This window comes from Streptomyces sp. NPDC024632, assembly GCF_055559175.1.
Genome location: NZ_JBVHLD010000010.1, coordinates 74845 through 90909 on the forward strand (window position 1 = coordinate 74845; position 16065 = coordinate 90909).

Genomic DNA, 16065 nt, shown 5'->3' on the forward strand with positions numbered 1-16065 from the left:
GGGATGCGGTGTGCGGGGGAGGGTGGGGGGGGGGCGGGGAGGCGGGACTGCCGCGACCCCCGGTGGGGGGTCGCCCCCCCCCCCCCCCCCCCTCCCCCCCCCCCCCCCCGCCCCCCTTTCACGTGTGTCGCCGTACGCGCCTACCGCAGCTCGGCCGGCGGGGTGCGGGCCGCGTCGACCTTCTCGGTGCGGACGAGTTCGCCCCAGACGATGTAGCGGTAGCGGGAGGTGTAGACGGGGGTGCAGGTCGTGAGGGTGATGTAGCGGCCCGGCGTGGTCTTGCCGGACTCCTTGGGGACCTGGTCGGTGACGGCGACGTTGTACTTCGAGGTCTGGTCGAGGATCTTGTAGACCTTGTAGACGTACCAGGTGTCCTTCGACTCGAAGACGACCGGGTCGCCGTCGTGGATCTTGTCGATGTTGTGGAACTTGGCGCCGTGGCCGTCGCGGTGGGCGGCGAGGGTGAAGTTGCCGGTCTTGGCGGTCGGCAGCGCGGCGGGGACGGGGTCGGTGTAGTAACCGGCGACGCCCTCGTTGAGGACCTTGGTCGAGGTGCCCTTCTTGACCAGCACCTCGTAGTCCTTGCCCATGGCGGGGACGTGCAGGAAGCCGATGCCGTCCTTGGTGTCGAGGCTCCCCGGTCCCGCGTCGGGCGTCCGGGCCCAGTCCTGCCGGACCTTGTCCGCCGCCTTGTGCTCATGGCGGTCGGCGAGGACGTTCGTCCACCACAGCGAGTAGGCGACGAACAGCGCGAGCACCAGGCCCGCGGTGATGAGGAGTTCGCCGATGACGCTGATGGTGGCCGCGATGGGCCCCCGGCCGCCGCGTTTGGTCGTGGTCACGCCGTTCCGTTCCTCAAGTTCCGCTTGGAGCATGGATCACTCCACCAGCGCGTCGGGCTTGCCCTTGCTGCGCGGCCGTTCCTCGGTCAGCTTTCCCCAGACGATCAACCGGTTGGTGCTGGTGAATTCGGGGGTGCAGGTGGTCAGCGTCAGATAGCGGCCGGGCCCGGTGAAGCCGGAGCCGGTCGGCACCGGCTTGATCACGCTGATGTTGGACGGCGGGGTGGACGCCAGCGAACTGGTGATCTCGTACGTGTAGTAGGTGTCCGCCGTCTCGACCACGACCTTGTCGCCGGGCACCAGGTGGTTGATGTAGCGGAACGGTTCACCGTGGGTGTTGCGGTGGGCGGCGACCGCGAAGTTGCCGGACTTGTCCCACGGCATCGCGGTGTTCAACACGCCGTCGTAGTGGCCGATCATGCCCTTGTCCAGCACATTGTGCTTCGAGACGCCCTGCGCGATGGGCGCCTTGACGTCCAGCTTGGGGATGTACATGATCGCGAAGCCCTGGCCGGGCGAGAAGGTGCCGGGGACCCGGTTCGGGTCGTCCTTCGTGGCGTCCCACTGGTGCTGGAGGTTGTTCGCGGCGCCGCTGGCCTGCTGGTGCGCGCGGACGTTGGTCCACCACAGCTGGTACGTGACGAACAGCAGCATCAGCACGCCGGTGGTGATGAACAGCTCACCGACGATACGGCTGACGACGACCGCCGGGCTCTCCTTGGCGGCCTTCGCGGCCCTGCGGGCCTCGACCCGGCTGAGCGGGACGGCTCCGGCGGGGGCCGCACCGGCCGCGCCACCGGGCGTACGGCCCCTGGCGCGGTGGCCGCCGTGTCCGGCGCCGCCGCGCTGCTGTGCCTGCGCCGCCTTCCGCCGCGCGGCCCGCCCGCCCTCGCCGTCGGGGCCGAGCACGGGACCCGACGCCGGACCGGGCCCGGGACCCGCGGGCTCGGGGGCCGGTTCCGGGGCCGACTCCGTGGTGGGGAAGACGGATTCGAGTACGTCGTCCGCGGGCGGTTCGACGGCCGGCTGCTCGACCGGCCGCACGACGGGCTGCACGACCGTCGCCGTGCCGAGGTCCAGCTCCTCGTCCGCGGTGACGGGCCGGACCGGGGGCGGCGGAGGAGGCGGGGCCGCCTGCGGCGGCTCCTCGGGTACGAACCAGGGCGCGGCCGGCTCGTCGAACACCGGCTCTTCGTAGGCCGGTTCGGGGAAGACCGGCTTCTCGTACGCCGGTTCCGGGAAGACCGGCTCGTCGAACACCGGCTTCTCGTACGCCGGTTCGTCGTAGGTCGGCTCGGGAACCGCGGGGGGTCTTCCGGGGAGAGGGTCGTTCAGGGGGTCGTCGAGCTGCTCGACAACGGCTTTGAACTGCCCGGTGTCCTCATAGGACATCGGGCCGTCCGAGGGGCGCTCCGGGCGGAGCGTGGTCACGCCCCGGCCCTCCCCGCAGGACTTCCCGAACCTCCGGCGCCCCCCGCCGTACCGACCACGGGCGCCAGCCCCTCGGAGCGGCCGACGGCCCCCGGATCACCGCACTCGGCGAGCCAGTTGGCCAGCATCAGATGGCCCCACTCGGTGAGCACCGACTCCGGGTGGAACTGCACGCCCTCGACGGCCGCGTCCCGGTGCCGCAGCCCCATGATCACGCCGGACTCGGTCCACGCGGTGACCCGGAACTCCTCGGGCACGGTGTCGCGTTCGACGGCGAGTGAGTGGTAGCGGGTCGCGGTGAAGGGCGACGGCAGCCCGGCGAAGACGCCGGTCCCGTCGTGCGTCACCGGCGACGTCTTGCCGTGCAGCAGCTCCGGCGCGCGGTCCACGACCCCGCCGTACGCGACGGCCATCGACTGGAGGCCGAGGCACACGCCGAAGACCGGCACCCCGGTGTCCGCGCAGTGCCGCACCATGTCGACGCAGACGCCCGCCTCTTCCGGCGTGCCGGGGCCGGGCGAGAGCAGTACGCCGTCGAAACCGTCCTGCGCGTGCGCGGGCTTGACCTCGTCGTTGCGCCGCACCTCGCACTCGGCGCCGAGTTGGTAGAGGTACTGGACCAGGTTGAAGACGAAGGAGTCGTAGTTGTCCACCACGAGAATGCGTGCGCTCATCGGACAGCGGCCGTCCCCGTCTCGCGTACGACGGCCATCCCGTTGTCGACGGTGACCTCGTTGAACGGCAGCAGCGGCTCCGCCCACGGAAAGATGTACTGGAAGAGGAGGTAGACGACGGCCAGGGCGAGCACGAGCGAGATCAGAGCCCTCACCCACGCGTTACCCGGCAGATGCCGCCAGATCCAGCCGTACATGCGCTGCCTTCCTTCCTCTTCCCCGGAACAGAGTAAAGGGAGATCGGCGTGATAGGGGGCCCGGCTGGACAAAGGCTTCGGCATGCGTTCGCCAATGCTTCGGCCGGGGACGCCCGCCGCTCACGACGCCGGCTCCGCGTAGTGCAGGTCGGTCGAGCCCGAGTAACCGGGCAGTGTCGTCCGCTTCTGCGCGCCGACCTTCCAGCCGAGGCCGTACGCGTTCACGTACTGGAGGTAGTTCTGGATGGCCGGGCTGTCGTTGAGCGCCTTGCGCAGTTTGGCCTGGTCGCCGACGGCGGTGATGCGGTACGGCGGGGAGTAGACGCGGCCCTGGAGGATCAGGGTGTTGCCGACGCAGCGCACCGCGCTGGTGGAGATCAGCCGCTGGTCCATGACGCGGATGCCCTGGGCGCCGCCCTGCCACAGCGCGTTGACCACGGCCTGGAGGTCCTGCTGGTGGATGACCAGGTCGTTGGGCTGCGGGTCGGGGACGCCGGGGACCAGCGCGGTCGCGTTCGGCGGGGCGTCGTTGAGCGTCACGTCGATCGCGGGGCCGGTCAGCTTGCCGGTGCCCGCCGCCTTGTCGAGGGCGTCGAGCCTGGCCCGCTCGGCGGGGCTGACGCCGTCGCCCTGCCGGGTCAGCCGGTCCACGTCCTTGCGCACCCCGGAGAGCTGGTCCTCCAGCTGCTGATTACGGGTGTTCTTGGTACGTACGGTGTCGGACAGCTTCGGCAGCGGGTCGTCGCTGCGGATGTCGACGCCCTTGGCGGTGTTGAAGCTGGTCCAGAAGATCAGTCCGGCGAGCGCGAAGACTCCCGCACTCATGGTCCGCAGCGCTACGGTGCGGTGGGCAGGACGGGAGGAGGGGGTGGGGGATACCCCGTCTGAATCCGTCACCGTACCCTGTCTCCTTATAACCCGAGGAAGCACTACGCTAACGGACGCCCGGAAGCGGTAGTGACCCTTACCAGGCCCAGAACCCGCCCGGCTTACCCCGCACACCCGCGCGGTTACGCAGCGCATCGACAGGAGCGTCCCTCGTGCCGAAGTCACGGATCCGCAAGAAGGCCGATTTCACGCCGCCACCGGCGAAGACGGCCACCGCCATAAAGTTCAACACCAACCGCAACTGGGTCGCGCCGCTCATGCTGGCGTTCTTCATCGTCGGTCTGGCGTGGATCGTGCTGTTCTACGTGACGCAGGGCAGTCTGCCCGTCGAAGCGTTCGGCAACTGGAACATCGTGGTCGGTTTCGGCTTCATCGCGGGTGGGTTCGTCGTGTCCACCCAGTGGAAGTAGCCGTCCCCAGCGGGGTGCCGGGGGCCGCGTCGGCGTGCTGCCGGACGTTTGTCCACACGGTTATCCACAGTGGGGAAAAGGTCGGAAGATCTGTGGATAACCTCTACGAGGTTGACGCCGGTACGACCGGTGGCCAGGACGTCGGCCACCGGTCTTTCGCTGATCTTGGGCTTGTGCGGGCGTGAAACACGGTCTTCCGGCGACTTGTGCACAACTTGCGAAGACCCGCCTACACGCTGTGGATAACGTGTGATCAACGCCAATGGACACGGGTCCACGGCCGCGAATCCGTCCCTCAGGACGTGACCTGCGCCACAGCGATCACGCTGAGCGCGATCGAGACCACCAGGACCGCCGCCGTGGTCCCCCACTGCACCAGATCGCGGCGCTCGCGCGGCGCGTAGGCCATCCCTACGGCGATCGCGGTACCCGCCACCAGTCCGCCGATGTGGCCCTGCCAGCTCACGTCGGCCCAGGTGAAGGTGAACACGATGTTGAGCGCCAGCAGGATCAGCACCGGCCGCATGTCGTAGCGCATCCGCCGCATGAACACGGCCGTCGCGCCGAACAGGCCGTAGACCGCGCCCGAGGCGCCCAGGGTGAGCGACGACGGGGCGAGCAGCAGCACCAGCGCGCTGCCGCCGAGCGCGGAGACCAGGTAGAGCGCGAGATAGCGGGCCCGGCCGAGCATCCGCTCCAGCGGGGCGCCGATCCACCACAGCGACAGCATGTTGAAGCCGATGTGCAGGACCGCCTGGTGCAGGAACGCCGAGGTGATGAGGCGGTACCACTGGTCGGGGCCCTGGGCGACGCCGATGCAGCCGTGCTGTCCGAACGGGTCGTTGCCGCAGACCGCGTACAGCCCGAGGTCGTAGACCAGCCGGTCGCCGACCGCCTGGACCAGCAGGAACACCGCGATGTTCAGGCCGATGAGGATCTTGGTGATCAGGAACGGGTCGGCCGCGACCGTGCCGCCGGCGACCGTACGCGGCGCCGCCGTGTGCCGGCTGGACTCGTTGACGCAGTCCGGGCACTGGAAGCCGACCGACGCGTTGACCATGCACTCGGGGCAGATCGGCCGGTCGCACCGGGTGCAGCGAATACCGGTCTCCCGGTCCGGGTGCCGGTAGCAGCAGACCGCCTGGTCCATGAGCCTTCTCCCTGAATGAAGCGCCTCGCGATGCGGCGCGGAGGCGCTGAGACGCCCCGCCCACTCCTACGTGCGGGCGGGGCGCGATGTTCCCGAAGACGTTCCCCTGAGACGTTCCCCGAAGGTGCTTCCGAAGGGTACGGGATACGGGCCGCGGGGCGGCGGGCCGCGTCAGCGCTTCTCGATCACGACCGTCTCGATGATGACGTCGTCCAGCGGCCGGTCGGTGCGCGGGTTGGTCGGCGCGCCGATGATCGACCCGACGACCTTCTTGCTGGCCTCGTCCGCGACCTCGCCGAAGATGGTGTGCTTACGGGTCAGCCAGGTGGTCGGCGCGACCGTGATGAAGAACTGCGAGCCGTTGGTGGCCGGGCCCGAGTTGGCCATCGCCAGCAGATAGGGCTTGTCGAAGGCCAGGTCGGGGTGGAATTCGTCGGCGAACTCGTAGCCGGGACCACCGGTACCGTTCCCCAGCGGATCGCCGCCCTGCATCATGAAGCCGGAAATGACGCGGTGGAAGACGGTGCCGTCGTAGAGCTTGGCCGTGGAAGGCCGGCCGGTACGGGGGTCGGTCCACTCGCGGGTGCCCTCGGCGAGCCCGACGAAGTTGTCCACCGTCTTGGGCGCGTGGTTCGGCAGCAGCCGGATCACGATGTCGCCGTGGTTGGTCCTCAGGGTGGCGTAGAGCTGCTCGGCCACGGTCTACCTTCCATAGTCTTCGCTGACAGGGACAAATCCTTTCACGGACGCGGTGGCGCGCGCGGGGTTCCCCGAGGGTCCGTGGCAAGGGAGCCGGCGGCGCGTCCCGAAGGCCCTCCCGGACACCGGGACGGACCGCTCGGAACGGGTACCTGACCCGTATGCGCGTCCACACATGCCGGACCCGCCATCGACAGGCATGATTTCAAACTGGGTGGAAAGGCGAAAACCGTACGCCACCGAGGAGGAGGATCCCGTGACCCGCATCGACAGCGTGCGCCACGCAGCCGACGTGACCAAGGACAGCGTGCGGCATGCCGCGGAGGTGGCGGCGCCGTACGCGAGCACGGCTAAGGACAACGCCGCGTACTACGCGCAGCAGGCCGGCGCACTGGCCAGGCAGCAGTACGACGCCCATCTCGCCGACCGGGTCGACCAGGCCCGCGAACAGGCGAAGTCGGCCGTGCCGCCGAAGGCCGCCGACGCGCTCGGCACCGCCGCCAAGCGGACCCGCCGCGGCGCGCGGGCCGCCGCCGACTACACCGCGCCGAAGGTGCGGGCGGCGGCCGACTACACCGCGCCCAAGGTGGAGTCCGCCGTGACCGCGACCCGCTCGGTCGCCGGTCCGGCCAAGGACGAGGCGGTGCTGCGCGGTGCCGCCGCGCTGCACGCCCTGCGCGGTCAGGTGACCGCGGCCGAGATCGACGGGCTGGTCCGCAGGCGGGTGCGCCGCGAGCGCACCGGCCGGGTCTTCCGCGGGCTCGTCGTCGCCGGTCTCGTCGGCGGTGCGGCCTTCGCCGCCTGGAAGTGGTGGTCGAAGCAGACCAACCCGGACTGGCTGGTGGAGCCGCCCGAGGCGACCGACGTCGCCGACCGCGGTCCCGTGAACAGCAGCGGCACCCTCACCGTCGTGGAGCCGGTCGGCCACCCCAACGGGTCCTCGCCGAACGGCACGATCGACCAGGTCGACGGCTCCCTCGAGGCCGATGGCCTCGACCCCGAGGTCGAGGCCAAGCAGGCCGACGCCGACCGCCCCGACGACGAGGGCCGGGGCGGCACCTACCCCTAACCGCCGACGAGGGACGAATCGCGCGATCAGCCGTGACGTGTGTGGCACGTCACGGCTGATCGCGCCGTGGCGCGGGTGAGAACCGTCCCCAGCGGGGCGGTTGCTGTTGTTTTCGGGCTCAAAGCCCGGCGGGGGCTGAGCACGCCGTTCCCCGCGCCCCTTCTGGGCTCGTACCCACCGTGCGCACAAGTGCGCCGTCGTCAGACGGCAGGGGCGGGTTGGGGGGCCTGCTCCGCAGGGGCTTCGGGGACGTCGAGCACGGCGGGGACCCCGCGGAGGGCGAACAGGGCGGCGACGGCACCGGCCAGCATCAGCGCGGCGGCGATGTAGAGGGTGCCGTGCAGCCCGTCGGTGAAGGCCGACTTGGCGGCGGCGACGACCTGCCGCCCGGTGGCGCCGGGCAGAGTGGCGCCGGTCTCGACGCCGGAGGTGACGGATTCGCGCGCGGTGGCGACCCGGTCGGGGGAGAGCCCGGCGGGCAGGATGAGGCCGTTGCGGTAGAAGGCGCTGAGGACCGACCCGAGGATGGCGATACCGAGGGCGCCGCCGAGCTCCATGGCGGTCTCGGAAATGGCGGCGGCCGTACCGGTCTTGGTCCTGGGCACGCTGGCCAGCAGGGTGTCGGCGGTGACCGAGAAGACGAAGATCAGTCCTGCGCCGTTGACGACGAGCGCCGGAAGCAGCAGCCAGTAGCTGGTGTCGGCGCTGATCAGCCCGAACGCGGCGGTGCTCAGCGCCATGAGCAGCAGGCCGAACGAGACGGTACGGGCTCGGCCGATCCTCGGGATCAGCAGCGCGGACAGCGGCGCGGCGAAGGCGGCGGACAGCGGTCCCGGCAGCAGCGCGAGCCCCGCGGTCAGCGGCGACCAGCCGCGTACCACCTGGAAGTACAGGGAGAAGCCGAGGGACAGGGTGGTGGCGGTGAACAGCGTCACGACGTTGGAGCCGACGGCCCCCGCGAAGGCGGGGTTGCGGAAGAACCGCAGGTCGAGCAGCGGTTCGGCGAGGGTGGTCTGGCGGCGCAGGAAGAGGACGAGGGCGGCGAGGCCGACGGCCGCCGAGATCCAGACGGCGTGGTCGTCGACGCCGTCGCGTGCGGCGGCCTTGATCGCGTAGATCACGCCGAAGAGCCCGGCGATCGACAGGGGCACGCTCGGCCAGTCCAGCCGTCCCGGGTGCGGATTGCGGGACTCGGGGAGCAGGACGGCGCCCGCGACGAGGACGGCGGCCATCACGGGGACGTTGATCAGGAAGACCGAGCCCCACCAGAAGTGGTCGAGCAGCACGCCGCCGACGACCGGGCCGAGCGCGAAGCTGGCCGCGCCGATGCCGCTGCTGATGCCGATCGCGGTGGTCCGCTCCTTGGGGTCGTCGAAGACGCTGCGGACCAGCGACAGGGTCGACGGCATGATCGTGGCCCCGGCCAGGCCGAGCAGCGCGCGGGAGGCGATCAGCATGCCGGGGCCGTCGGCGTAGGCGGTGAGCGCGGAGGCGGCGCCGAAGCCCGCGACGCCCAGCAGCAGGAGCTTCTTGCGGCCGATCCGGTCGCCGACGTTGCCCGCCACGATCAGCAGGCCGCCGAGGACGAAGCCGTAGATGTCCACGATCCACAGGAGCTGTGTGGAGGACGGGCCCAGCTCGCGGGACAGGGACGGGATCGCGTAGTTGAGGACGCTGTTGTCGATGCCCAGCAGCGCGGCGGCCACGCAGCAGATGGCCAGGACGGCCCAGCGCCGCCGGTGCGCCTGTTCTGCGGCGCTCCCGCGGCCCCTCACGTCGTCGTTCGGTGTCGTCGTCATGGCAAGCAGCGTGCGGCGGCCCGCTGACGGCCGGCGCACCGTCGGCTGACAGGGCCGGGGCGCGATCCGGTCAGCGGGCGGTCGGGGCTGGGCCGGGGCGCGGGTCCCAGGACGGGAGCCGCACGCGGCAGGCGGTCGGAGAGCGTCAGGGGCGCGGGTCTCGGGACCGGTCTCGCCCACGCGGCGGGCGGTTCGCCGTCCGCTCAGTCCGCCGTGAGGTACGCCGTCAGGACGGCGAGTGCCGCGTCGCGGTCGAGGGCGGCGGCCCGCGCGCGCTCGCGCTCGTACGCCTCGTCGCCCAGCGCGGCGCGTACGGCGGCGACGGTCGCGGCGGCGTCCGGCCCGGTGGGCGGCCGGCCGCGCAGGGCCTCGGCGGCGCCGAGGAGGGCGGCGGCCCGTGGCGCGTCGCCGTTGAGCAGGGCGAGGCCCGCGGTGGCCTCGGCGGCGACGGCGCCGTTGAGCGGGAGCCGCATGGCGACGCTGTCGAGGGTGACCGCCTCGCGGAAGTGGCCGCGGGCCAGGTCCGGGTCGCGGTCGGCGACGGCGACCCGGCCCAGGGCGACGAGGACGGCGGAACGGGTGCCGTTGCTGGAGAACCAGCCGACCGGGCACTCGGCCAGCGCCTGCTCGTACAGCGCGCGGGCGCCGTCGCCGTCGCCGCGCAGCCGGACGGACTCGGCCAGCGCCAGGTGGGCGAGTGCCAGGCACTCGGGGGTGCCCGCCCGGCGGGACAGCTCCACGGCCCGCTCGCTGTACGCGGCGGCGGTCGCGTAGTCGCCCGCCTTGGTGCTGTACGCGGCGCGGATGCAGAGCAGCTCCGCCATGTCGAGCGCCGAGTCCAGCTCCTCGGCGAGCAGCAGCGCGTCATCGAGGAGGGAATCGGCGAGCGCGAGTTCACCGCGGTGGTCGGCGAGGTCGGCCAGCACGTTGAGGTTGGTGATCATGCCCCAGCGGTCGCCGAGGCGGCGGAACTCCTCGTAGGAGGCGGTGCAGTGGATCCGCGCGGCGACCGGGTCGGCGCGCGTCAGCCAGGACTGGAATCCGCTGCCGAGCAGGATCAGCGCGCGGTACCAGGGGTGGTCCCGCTCGGTGAGGAACTCGTCGAAGACCGCTTCCAGGACGTCGATGCCCTCGTCGGGGACCCCGGCGAAGGGCGCCCACAGCAAGGTGAGCACGGGGTAGCGGCGGGACAGCCGGTGCATCGCCTCGACCACCCGGGTCGCCGCCGCGACATGGTCGGCGAACTCCTCGGGGTCGGGCAGCATTCCGACCACCGCCATCACGCACAGCGCGTACTCCTCCTCCATCCCCTCCGGCGGATTCGGGCCGAGGGCGGCGAGGACCTGGCGGGCGGGTCCGAAGCCCTCGTAGCGCACGCCGCGCAGCAGCCAGTACGAGGACAGGGCCGCGATCAGCCGCATCGCGGTACGCACCTCGCCCGCCTCCAGGCTGCGGTGCAGCGCGGCCTGGAGGTTGTCGCGCTCGTCGCCGAGCAGCCGCAGCCACTCCAGTTGCTCGGCGCGGCGCAGGTGCGGGTCGGCGGTGAGCGCGAAGTCCAGGAAGTACGCGGCGTGCGCGCGCACCGTCGCCTCGCGCTCCCCCGCCTCCGTCAGCCGCTCGGCGCCGTACGCTCTGATCGACTCCAGCGCGCGGTAGCGAATCCGGCCCGCGCCGTCCGGCTGCTCGGCCACCACCAGGGACTTGTCGACCAGCGCGTCCAGCAGGTCCAGCACGTCCTCGGCGAGGATTCGCGCGCCGTCCGCGCACACCGCCTCCGCGGCGGCGGGCGTCCAGCCGCCCGCGAAGACCGAGACACGGCGGAGCACGGCCCGCTCGTCGTCGGGCAGCAGGTCCCAGCTCCAGTCGACGACCCCGCGCAGGGTGCGCTGGCGCGGCTGGGCGGTGCGGCTGCCGCGCGACAGCAGCCGGAAGAGCGCGTCGGGCCGTACGCCCAGGCTGTACGGGGCGTCGTCGTCGGGCAGCGCGCCGAGCCGGTCGGCGATGTCGGTCACCGACAGCGAACGCAGCCGGGCCGCGGCCAGTTCGATGGCGAGCGGCAGCCCGTCGAGCGCGGTGCACAGCCGCAGGACGGCGTCCACGGTGGCCGGGTCCGCGGTCGCGTCGAGGTCGAGGTCAGGGCGTACGGCGGCGGCCCGCTCGGTGAACAGCCGCACGGCGGGGGAGCGCAGCGCCTGCTCGCGGTCGGTGCCGGGCCGGGGCACGTCGAGCGTGGGCACCGGGCACAGCGTCTCGCCGTTGATGCCGAGGGCTTCCCTGCTGGTGGCGAGCAGCCGCAGCAGCGGTGACCCGGCGAGCAGCCGCTCGGCCAGCCGGGCCGCGTCCTCCACCACGTGCTCGCAGTTGTCGAGGACCAGCAGCAGCGGGCGGCCGTCCAGGGCGGCGGTGATCCGCGCGACGGGGTCGTGCGGGCCGGGGTCGTGCCCCTGGCCGCCGGACGCGGCCGATCCGGCCGCCAGCAGCCCGCCGGCCCGCAGGCCGAGCGCGCCGAGGACGGCCTGCGGGAGTTCCGCGCCGTCGCTGAGCCCGGCCAGCGGCACGAAACAGGCGTCGTGCGCGTACCGCCCCGCGGCCTCCACCGCCAGGCGCGTCTTGCCCGCGCCGCCGGGGCCGGTGAGCGTGACGAGCCGCTGGCGCGCCAACTGCTCACCGATCCGCTCCAGTTCGGCGGACCGGCCGATGAAGCTGGTGAGCTGGGCGGGGAGTTCGTGCCGGGGCGGGGCGGGGGCGGGCGCGCCGTCCCCTGAGCCTGCCGCGCCTTCCGTCGATGTTCCACGTGGAACATGTCCGTCGGCGCCCACCCTGTCCGCCGTGTCTGTTTCACGTGGAACATCCTGCGGCGCGTCCTGTGGAACATCCCGCCGGGCGGCCCGCGGCGCGGCGCGTGGGGCCTCGCGTGAGATGTCCCGTGGAAGCAGCGCCGGGTCGCCGCGCAGCACCGCGAGGTGGACGGCGGCCAGTTCGGGTCCGGGGTCGGCGCCGAGGGAGTCGGCCAGTTCGCGCCGGGCCTCCTCGTACGCCTCCAGCGCCTCGCTCTGCCGTCCGCTGCCGTACAGCGCGCGCATCAACTGGCCGCGCGGGCGCTCCCGCAGCGGGTGCGCGGTGACGAGTTCGCCGAGTTCGGCGACCAGGGAGCGGTGGCGGCCGAGGGCGAGGTCGGCGTCGACTCGGTCCTCGACGGCGCCGGTCCGCAGCTCTTCGAGCCGGGTGATCTGCGCGGCGGCGAAGGGCGCGGGGCCGACGTCGGCGAGTGCGGGGCCGCGCCACAACGCGAGGGCGGTGCGCAGCAGTCGCTCGGCCAGGACCGGGTCGCCCGCGGCCAGGGCGGCGCGGCCCTCGGCGCTCAGCCGCCGGAAGCGGTGGGCGTCCACCTCGTCCGGTGCGACGGCGAGCCGGTAGCCCGCGGGGAGCCCTTCGAGCGGCACCGGCAGCACCTGGCGCAGCCGGGAGATCTGGGACTGCACGGCGTTCCCCGCGCCCGCGGGCGGCTCGTCGCCGTAGAGGCCGTCGATCAGCCGCTCGGCGGGCACCGCACGGCCCGCGTCGAGCAGCAGCAGGGCGAGCACCGCGCGCCGCCGGGGGCCGCCCAGCGCGACCTCGGCGCCGTCCGCGCCCACCACCCGCGTCGCGCCCAGGATGCCGAACATCACGCCCCCGTTCTCCGCCCGGGAGCGCGGGCCGACGCCGCCCGTGGCTCCCCGGGCACCGTCAGCAGGTCGCCGTGTCCCCTGCCTCGCCCAGGCACTCCGGCGCGGCGGCCGGGGCGTCGGTCACGCAGCTCAACGCCGCGTCCGTCGCCGTCCCGTCCACGCCGTGTCCCGACGCGGCGAGCTGGAGCAGATCGTAGAGGGTGTCGCGCTGGCCGGTGTCGAGCGCGCAGAGGACTTCGTCCTCGACGCGGGCGAGCGCGAATTCGGCCTTGGCCAGCCGCTTGCCGCCCTCGTCGGTGAGCTGCACCAGGTGGCGCCTGCGGTCCTCGGGCGAGCGGAGCCGTTCGATCAGGCCGTCCGCCTCCAGATCGTTGAGCAGGCCGACGACATTGGCGCGGTCCATCATCAGCGTCGTGGAGAGCGCCTGCTGGGTGCTGCCGTGCTGGTCACGCAGGACGGTGAGGGCCACCAGGTGCCGTGGGCGCAGGCCGAGCGGGGTCAGCACGGACTCGGCGTGCAGTCGCATCCGGCGCGTGAGCTGTTCGAGCAGCGCGCCTGAACGTCGCGGGGGCTGGTTGAGCACGGGCAGTGAGGCCACTTCCTCAGTCTATCGGGCGGCGTGGAATCATGACGTGCTATAAATCGTTGGCGTTACACAAACCAAGTATGAAGGGTTAACGAGATGCCTCACCTCCTGCACATCGATTCCAGCGTCCAGGGCGACCGATCCGTCAGCCGCCGGTTGACCGCGCGGGCCGCCGCCGCCTGGAAGGCCGCCCACCCCGATGGCACGGTCACCTACCGCGATCTGGGCAAGGACCCGATTCCGCACATCCACACCGGCACCGTGGGCGTGGCGATGATCCCGGCCGAGGACCGCACCCCCGAGCAGGCCGCCACCTACGCGCTGTCCGAGACGCTGATCGGTGAGGTCAAGGAGGCGGACACCGTTCTGCTCGGTCTGCCCGTCTACAACTTCGGCGCGCCCAGCAGCGTCAAATCATGGGTCGACCACCTGATCGTGCCCGGTCTCTCCGTCGACGCCGAGACGAGGGACCCGCTGCTGACCGGCCGCGACTTCGTCGTCCTCGCCTCGCGCGGCGGCGGCTACGCCCCCGGCACCCCCCGCGAGGGCTGGGACCACGCGGAGCAGTGGCTCCCGCACGGCGTGGTCATGACCGGCTTGGTCCCGCGCTTCATCACCGCCGAGCTGACCCTCGCGCCGGTCACCCCGGCCATGTCCGAGCTGATCCCGCTCGCCGAGAAGAGCCTCGCGGCGGCGGAGGAGGCCGTCGACGCGCTGTGGCAGCCGGTGCGGGCCGCCTGATCCCTGGGGGTTCCCTGACCCCTCAGGGTTCCCTGGTCCCTCGGGGTTCCCTGACCCCTCAGGGGCTCGCGGCTTGACGCCCCGGCTCCACCGGCCCGGGCCACGGCTACGCCTGCGCCACCACGATGTAGAAGGTCACGGCCGCGAGGAAGGGCCCTGAGGCCAGGTGGTCCAGCCAACGACGGGCCCCTTCGACGGTGAAGTACCCGGCGGCGAGGGCCCGTTGCGTGGTCCGCTCCAGGCCGAGGACCTTGTCGGCGGCGCCGACGTCCCGGAAGGCGGGCGTCACCGGGACGACCGTCGGCACCGTGAAACCGGCCTCCGCCGCCAGCCGGGGGAGCTGCCTGCCGATCCGGGCGTTACGGATCACCTCGTCGGTCACGTACCGCGTGTAGGCGCGCGACAGCTCGTCGTCGGGGTGGTCGACGGTCAGCGTGTCCCAGTCCGGCTCGCCCAGCACCAGCCGCCCGCCGGGCCGCAGCACACGGTGGGCCTCGCGCAGCGCCCGTACGGGATCGGCGACGTGTTGCAGCACTCGGTCGGTGCGGGCGCGGTCCACGCTGCCGTCGGCCAGGGGCAGTTCGTGGACGTCACCGAGGTGGACGGTGACGGTGTCCCGGTCGGCGGTACGTTCCCTGGCGGTGTCGACGGCGACCTGGTCGTGGTCCACACCGATGACCGCGCCGGGGGCGGAGCCCGTGCCCGTACCGCTGACCGCGTCGGCGAGGGCGCCGAGGTCGGTGCCGGGGCCGCAGCCGATGTCCAGGACCGTCTGGCCGGTCCTGACATCGAGTGCGTCGAGCATGCGGCCCTTGTAGAAGCGGCCCAGGTCCGTCGCGGCGAGACGGTCGAGGTAGACGACGGAGCCGGGAGCGACGGTCTCGAAGACCGTTGAGGTCGGTGAACTCGGTGAGCTCGATGAGGTCGATGACGTCATGGCGCCAGTCAACCAACCGCCCCCGCGTCGGCGGGCTCCTTCCCCCGAAGGGGCGGCTACCAGGAGATCGCGTCGTTCATCGACTGCTGCCAGTAGCTGACCTTGAGCGAGTCGTCGATGTAGGTGCCCCCGGCGGGCAGCGACGGGTGGGCGCCGGTGCCGACGCTCTCGTTGCCGGAGCGGCCGTGGAAGTAGACGTTCAGGGTCTTCACGGTGCGGCCGTGCCCGGCGCTGCCGTCGGCGGCGGCCAGGACGATGACGGCGTAGCCGGACTCACCCGGGTTCAGGGTGACGACCGCCTGCGGCTGGGACTCCTCGATGACCGGCGGCTCGGCCTGCGCGTCGGTGAACTGCACGGACGGGTACGTGTAGAGGAGGCAGGGGTTGCCGCCGGTGTTGGTGACCGTGAGCAGCATGTGGTTCACGGGACGGTTCAGCGGGGACGCGACCGTCTTGGTGTTGGAGCCCTGGCAGGTGACCGCCGTGTCCTTGGCCCCGGGCTTCTTCGGCGCGGGTGCCTTGGCCACGGGCTTCTTGGTCGAGGCGTCCGCGGCGGGCTTCGAACCGACCGGCGTGCCCCCGGCGTCCGCAGTGGTGGAGCCGGAACCGGGAGTGAGGGTCGGGGTGACCGAGGGCGAGCCGTCAGAGGAGGAGGACGAAGAGGCCGGCGAGGCGCCCTCGTCCCTGCTGCCCGACCCGTCGTCGCAGGCGGTCAGGGCGAACGCGGCGAGCGCCACGGTCGCGGCGGCGGTGACGAAGCGGGTACGGGTACGGGAGTTCCGGATGCTGGACATGTGGCGGGTGCCCCTTAGTCGTTCGGGTGGTGGTGCTGCTTGGATGACTGGAGCTTGCGGGGCAATCCGTCCCAGCCACCACCGTCGGCGGGCAGTTGGGGACGCTGGGATGGGAAAACGGGCTCTGAGCAGGGGGAACGCACATCCCCTGGAATGCGTGACTGGGACGCGGGGGGATGG

General features: G+C 72.2%; 15 protein-coding genes. 3 read left to right on the forward strand and 12 right to left on the reverse strand.

Going from position 1 to position 16065, the window contains the following annotated elements:
• Positions 1-140: 140 nt before the first annotated feature.
• The 5 genes from ACZ37P_RS21795 to ACZ37P_RS21815 all read right to left on the reverse strand — a co-directional run bounded on the left by ACZ37P_RS21795 (position 141) and on the right by ACZ37P_RS21815 (position 3969).
• On the reverse strand, positions 141-842 hold the full coding sequence (locus ACZ37P_RS21795) for a class E sortase (RefSeq protein WP_391041969.1): 702 nt from the start codon (positions 840-842) through the stop codon (positions 141-143).
• A 36-nt stretch (positions 843-878) separates the two neighbouring features.
• Complete coding sequence (locus tag ACZ37P_RS21800) at positions 879-2234, reverse strand: class E sortase (protein ID WP_467348365.1); 1356 nt, start codon at positions 2232-2234, stop codon at positions 879-881.
• A gap of 35 nt (positions 2235-2269) precedes the next feature.
• Positions 2270-2947: an aminodeoxychorismate/anthranilate synthase component II gene (locus tag ACZ37P_RS21805; protein ID WP_355336697.1), complete on the reverse strand. Its 678-nt coding sequence runs from the start codon at positions 2945-2947 to the stop codon at positions 2270-2272.
• Positions 2944-3144 (reverse strand): hypothetical protein, encoded by a 201-nt coding sequence (locus tag ACZ37P_RS21810; protein ID WP_355336696.1) that lies wholly within the window; start codon positions 3142-3144, stop codon positions 2944-2946. The genes ACZ37P_RS21805 and ACZ37P_RS21810 overlap by 4 nt, the downstream gene beginning before the upstream one ends.
• Before the next feature lie 120 nt (positions 3145-3264).
• On the reverse strand, positions 3265-3969 hold the full coding sequence (locus ACZ37P_RS21815) for a DUF881 domain-containing protein (protein ID WP_355336695.1): 705 nt from the start codon (positions 3967-3969) through the stop codon (positions 3265-3267).
• 215 nt (positions 3970-4184) lie between these two features.
• On the opposite strand from ACZ37P_RS21815, the gene crgA reads away from it, so the two are divergent.
• Positions 4185-4442 (forward strand): cell division protein CrgA, encoded by a 258-nt coding sequence (gene crgA / locus ACZ37P_RS21820; protein WP_188281586.1) that lies wholly within the window; start codon positions 4185-4187, stop codon positions 4440-4442.
• Between the two features lie 295 nt (positions 4443-4737).
• Here crgA and ACZ37P_RS21825 read toward each other — a convergent pair whose 3' ends face one another.
• On the reverse strand, positions 4738-5592 hold the full coding sequence (locus tag ACZ37P_RS21825) for a rhomboid family intramembrane serine protease (RefSeq protein ID WP_467348175.1): 855 nt from the start codon (positions 5590-5592) through the stop codon (positions 4738-4740).
• Between the two features lie 171 nt (positions 5593-5763).
• Positions 5764-6291 (reverse strand): peptidylprolyl isomerase, encoded by a 528-nt coding sequence (locus tag ACZ37P_RS21830; protein ID WP_355336693.1) that lies wholly within the window; start codon positions 6289-6291, stop codon positions 5764-5766.
• Positions 6292-6547: 256 nt separating this feature from the next.
• Here ACZ37P_RS21830 and ACZ37P_RS21835 point away from each other — a divergent pair, with 256 nt between their 5' ends.
• Positions 6548-7360 carry a DUF5324 family protein gene (locus ACZ37P_RS21835; RefSeq protein WP_355336692.1) on the forward strand — a complete coding sequence of 271 codons (813 nt, stop codon included), beginning with the start codon at positions 6548-6550 and terminating at the stop codon, positions 7358-7360.
• Positions 7361-7560: 200 nt separating this feature from the next.
• Here ACZ37P_RS21835 and ACZ37P_RS21840 read toward each other — a convergent pair whose 3' ends face one another.
• From ACZ37P_RS21840 to ACZ37P_RS21850, 3 genes are all read right to left on the reverse strand, one after another.
• Entirely contained in the window at positions 7561-9159 is a 1599-nt protein-coding gene (locus ACZ37P_RS21840) for an MFS transporter (protein WP_467348178.1), read from the reverse strand.
• Positions 9160-9362: 203 nt separating this feature from the next.
• Positions 9363-12824 carry an AfsR/SARP family transcriptional regulator gene (locus ACZ37P_RS21845; protein WP_467348180.1) on the reverse strand — a complete coding sequence of 1154 codons (3462 nt, stop codon included), beginning with the start codon at positions 12822-12824 and terminating at the stop codon, positions 9363-9365.
• A 61-nt stretch (positions 12825-12885) separates the two neighbouring features.
• Positions 12886-13425, reverse strand: a complete 540-nt coding sequence (locus ACZ37P_RS21850; RefSeq protein WP_467348182.1) for a MarR family winged helix-turn-helix transcriptional regulator — start codon at positions 13423-13425, stop codon at positions 12886-12888.
• Between the two features lie 84 nt (positions 13426-13509).
• Here ACZ37P_RS21850 and ACZ37P_RS21855 point away from each other — a divergent pair, with 84 nt between their 5' ends.
• Positions 13510-14154, forward strand: coding sequence for an FMN-dependent NADH-azoreductase (locus tag ACZ37P_RS21855; RefSeq protein ID WP_391041984.1), 645 nt, complete (start codon positions 13510-13512; stop codon positions 14152-14154).
• A gap of 106 nt (positions 14155-14260) precedes the next feature.
• Here ACZ37P_RS21855 and ACZ37P_RS21860 read toward each other — a convergent pair whose 3' ends face one another.
• Positions 14261-15091 (reverse strand): methyltransferase domain-containing protein, encoded by an 831-nt coding sequence (locus tag ACZ37P_RS21860; RefSeq protein ID WP_467348184.1) that lies wholly within the window; start codon positions 15089-15091, stop codon positions 14261-14263.
• Between the two features lie 56 nt (positions 15092-15147).
• Positions 15148-15885: a DUF4232 domain-containing protein gene (locus ACZ37P_RS21865; protein WP_391158768.1), complete on the reverse strand. Its 738-nt coding sequence runs from the start codon at positions 15883-15885 to the stop codon at positions 15148-15150.
• Between the last annotated feature and the right edge of the window lie 180 nt (positions 15886-16065).

What these genes read in the sequence shown, in the direction of transcription:
- ACZ37P_RS21800 (WP_467348365.1), bottom strand. Translation starts at nt 2,234, where the DNA reads ATGTCCTATGAGGACACCGGGCAGTTCAAAGCCGTTGTCGAGCAGCTC.
- ACZ37P_RS21805 (WP_355336697.1), bottom strand. Translation starts at nt 2,947, where the DNA reads ATGAGCGCACGCATTCTCGTGGTGGACAACTACGACTCCTTCGTCTTC.
- ACZ37P_RS21810 (WP_355336696.1), bottom strand. Translation starts at nt 3,144, where the DNA reads ATGTACGGCTGGATCTGGCGGCATCTGCCGGGTAACGCGTGGGTGAGG.
- ACZ37P_RS21815 (WP_355336695.1), bottom strand. Translation starts at nt 3,969, where the DNA reads ATGAGTGCGGGAGTCTTCGCGCTCGCCGGACTGATCTTCTGGACCAGC.
- ACZ37P_RS21825 (WP_467348175.1), bottom strand. Translation starts at nt 5,592, where the DNA reads ATGGACCAGGCGGTCTGCTGCTACCGGCACCCGGACCGGGAGACCGGT.
- ACZ37P_RS21840 (WP_467348178.1), bottom strand. Translation starts at nt 9,159, where the DNA reads ATGACGACGACACCGAACGACGACGTGAGGGGCCGCGGGAGCGCCGCA.
- ACZ37P_RS21845 (WP_467348180.1), bottom strand. Translation starts at nt 12,824, where the DNA reads ATGTTCGGCATCCTGGGCGCGACGCGGGTGGTGGGCGCGGACGGCGCC.
- ACZ37P_RS21855 (WP_391041984.1), top strand. Translation starts at nt 13,510, where the DNA reads ATGCCTCACCTCCTGCACATCGATTCCAGCGTCCAGGGCGACCGATCC.
- ACZ37P_RS21860 (WP_467348184.1), bottom strand. Translation starts at nt 15,091, where the DNA reads ATGACGTCATCGACCTCATCGAGCTCACCGAGTTCACCGACCTCAACG.
- ACZ37P_RS21865 (WP_391158768.1), bottom strand. Translation starts at nt 15,885, where the DNA reads ATGTCCAGCATCCGGAACTCCCGTACCCGTACCCGCTTCGTCACCGCC.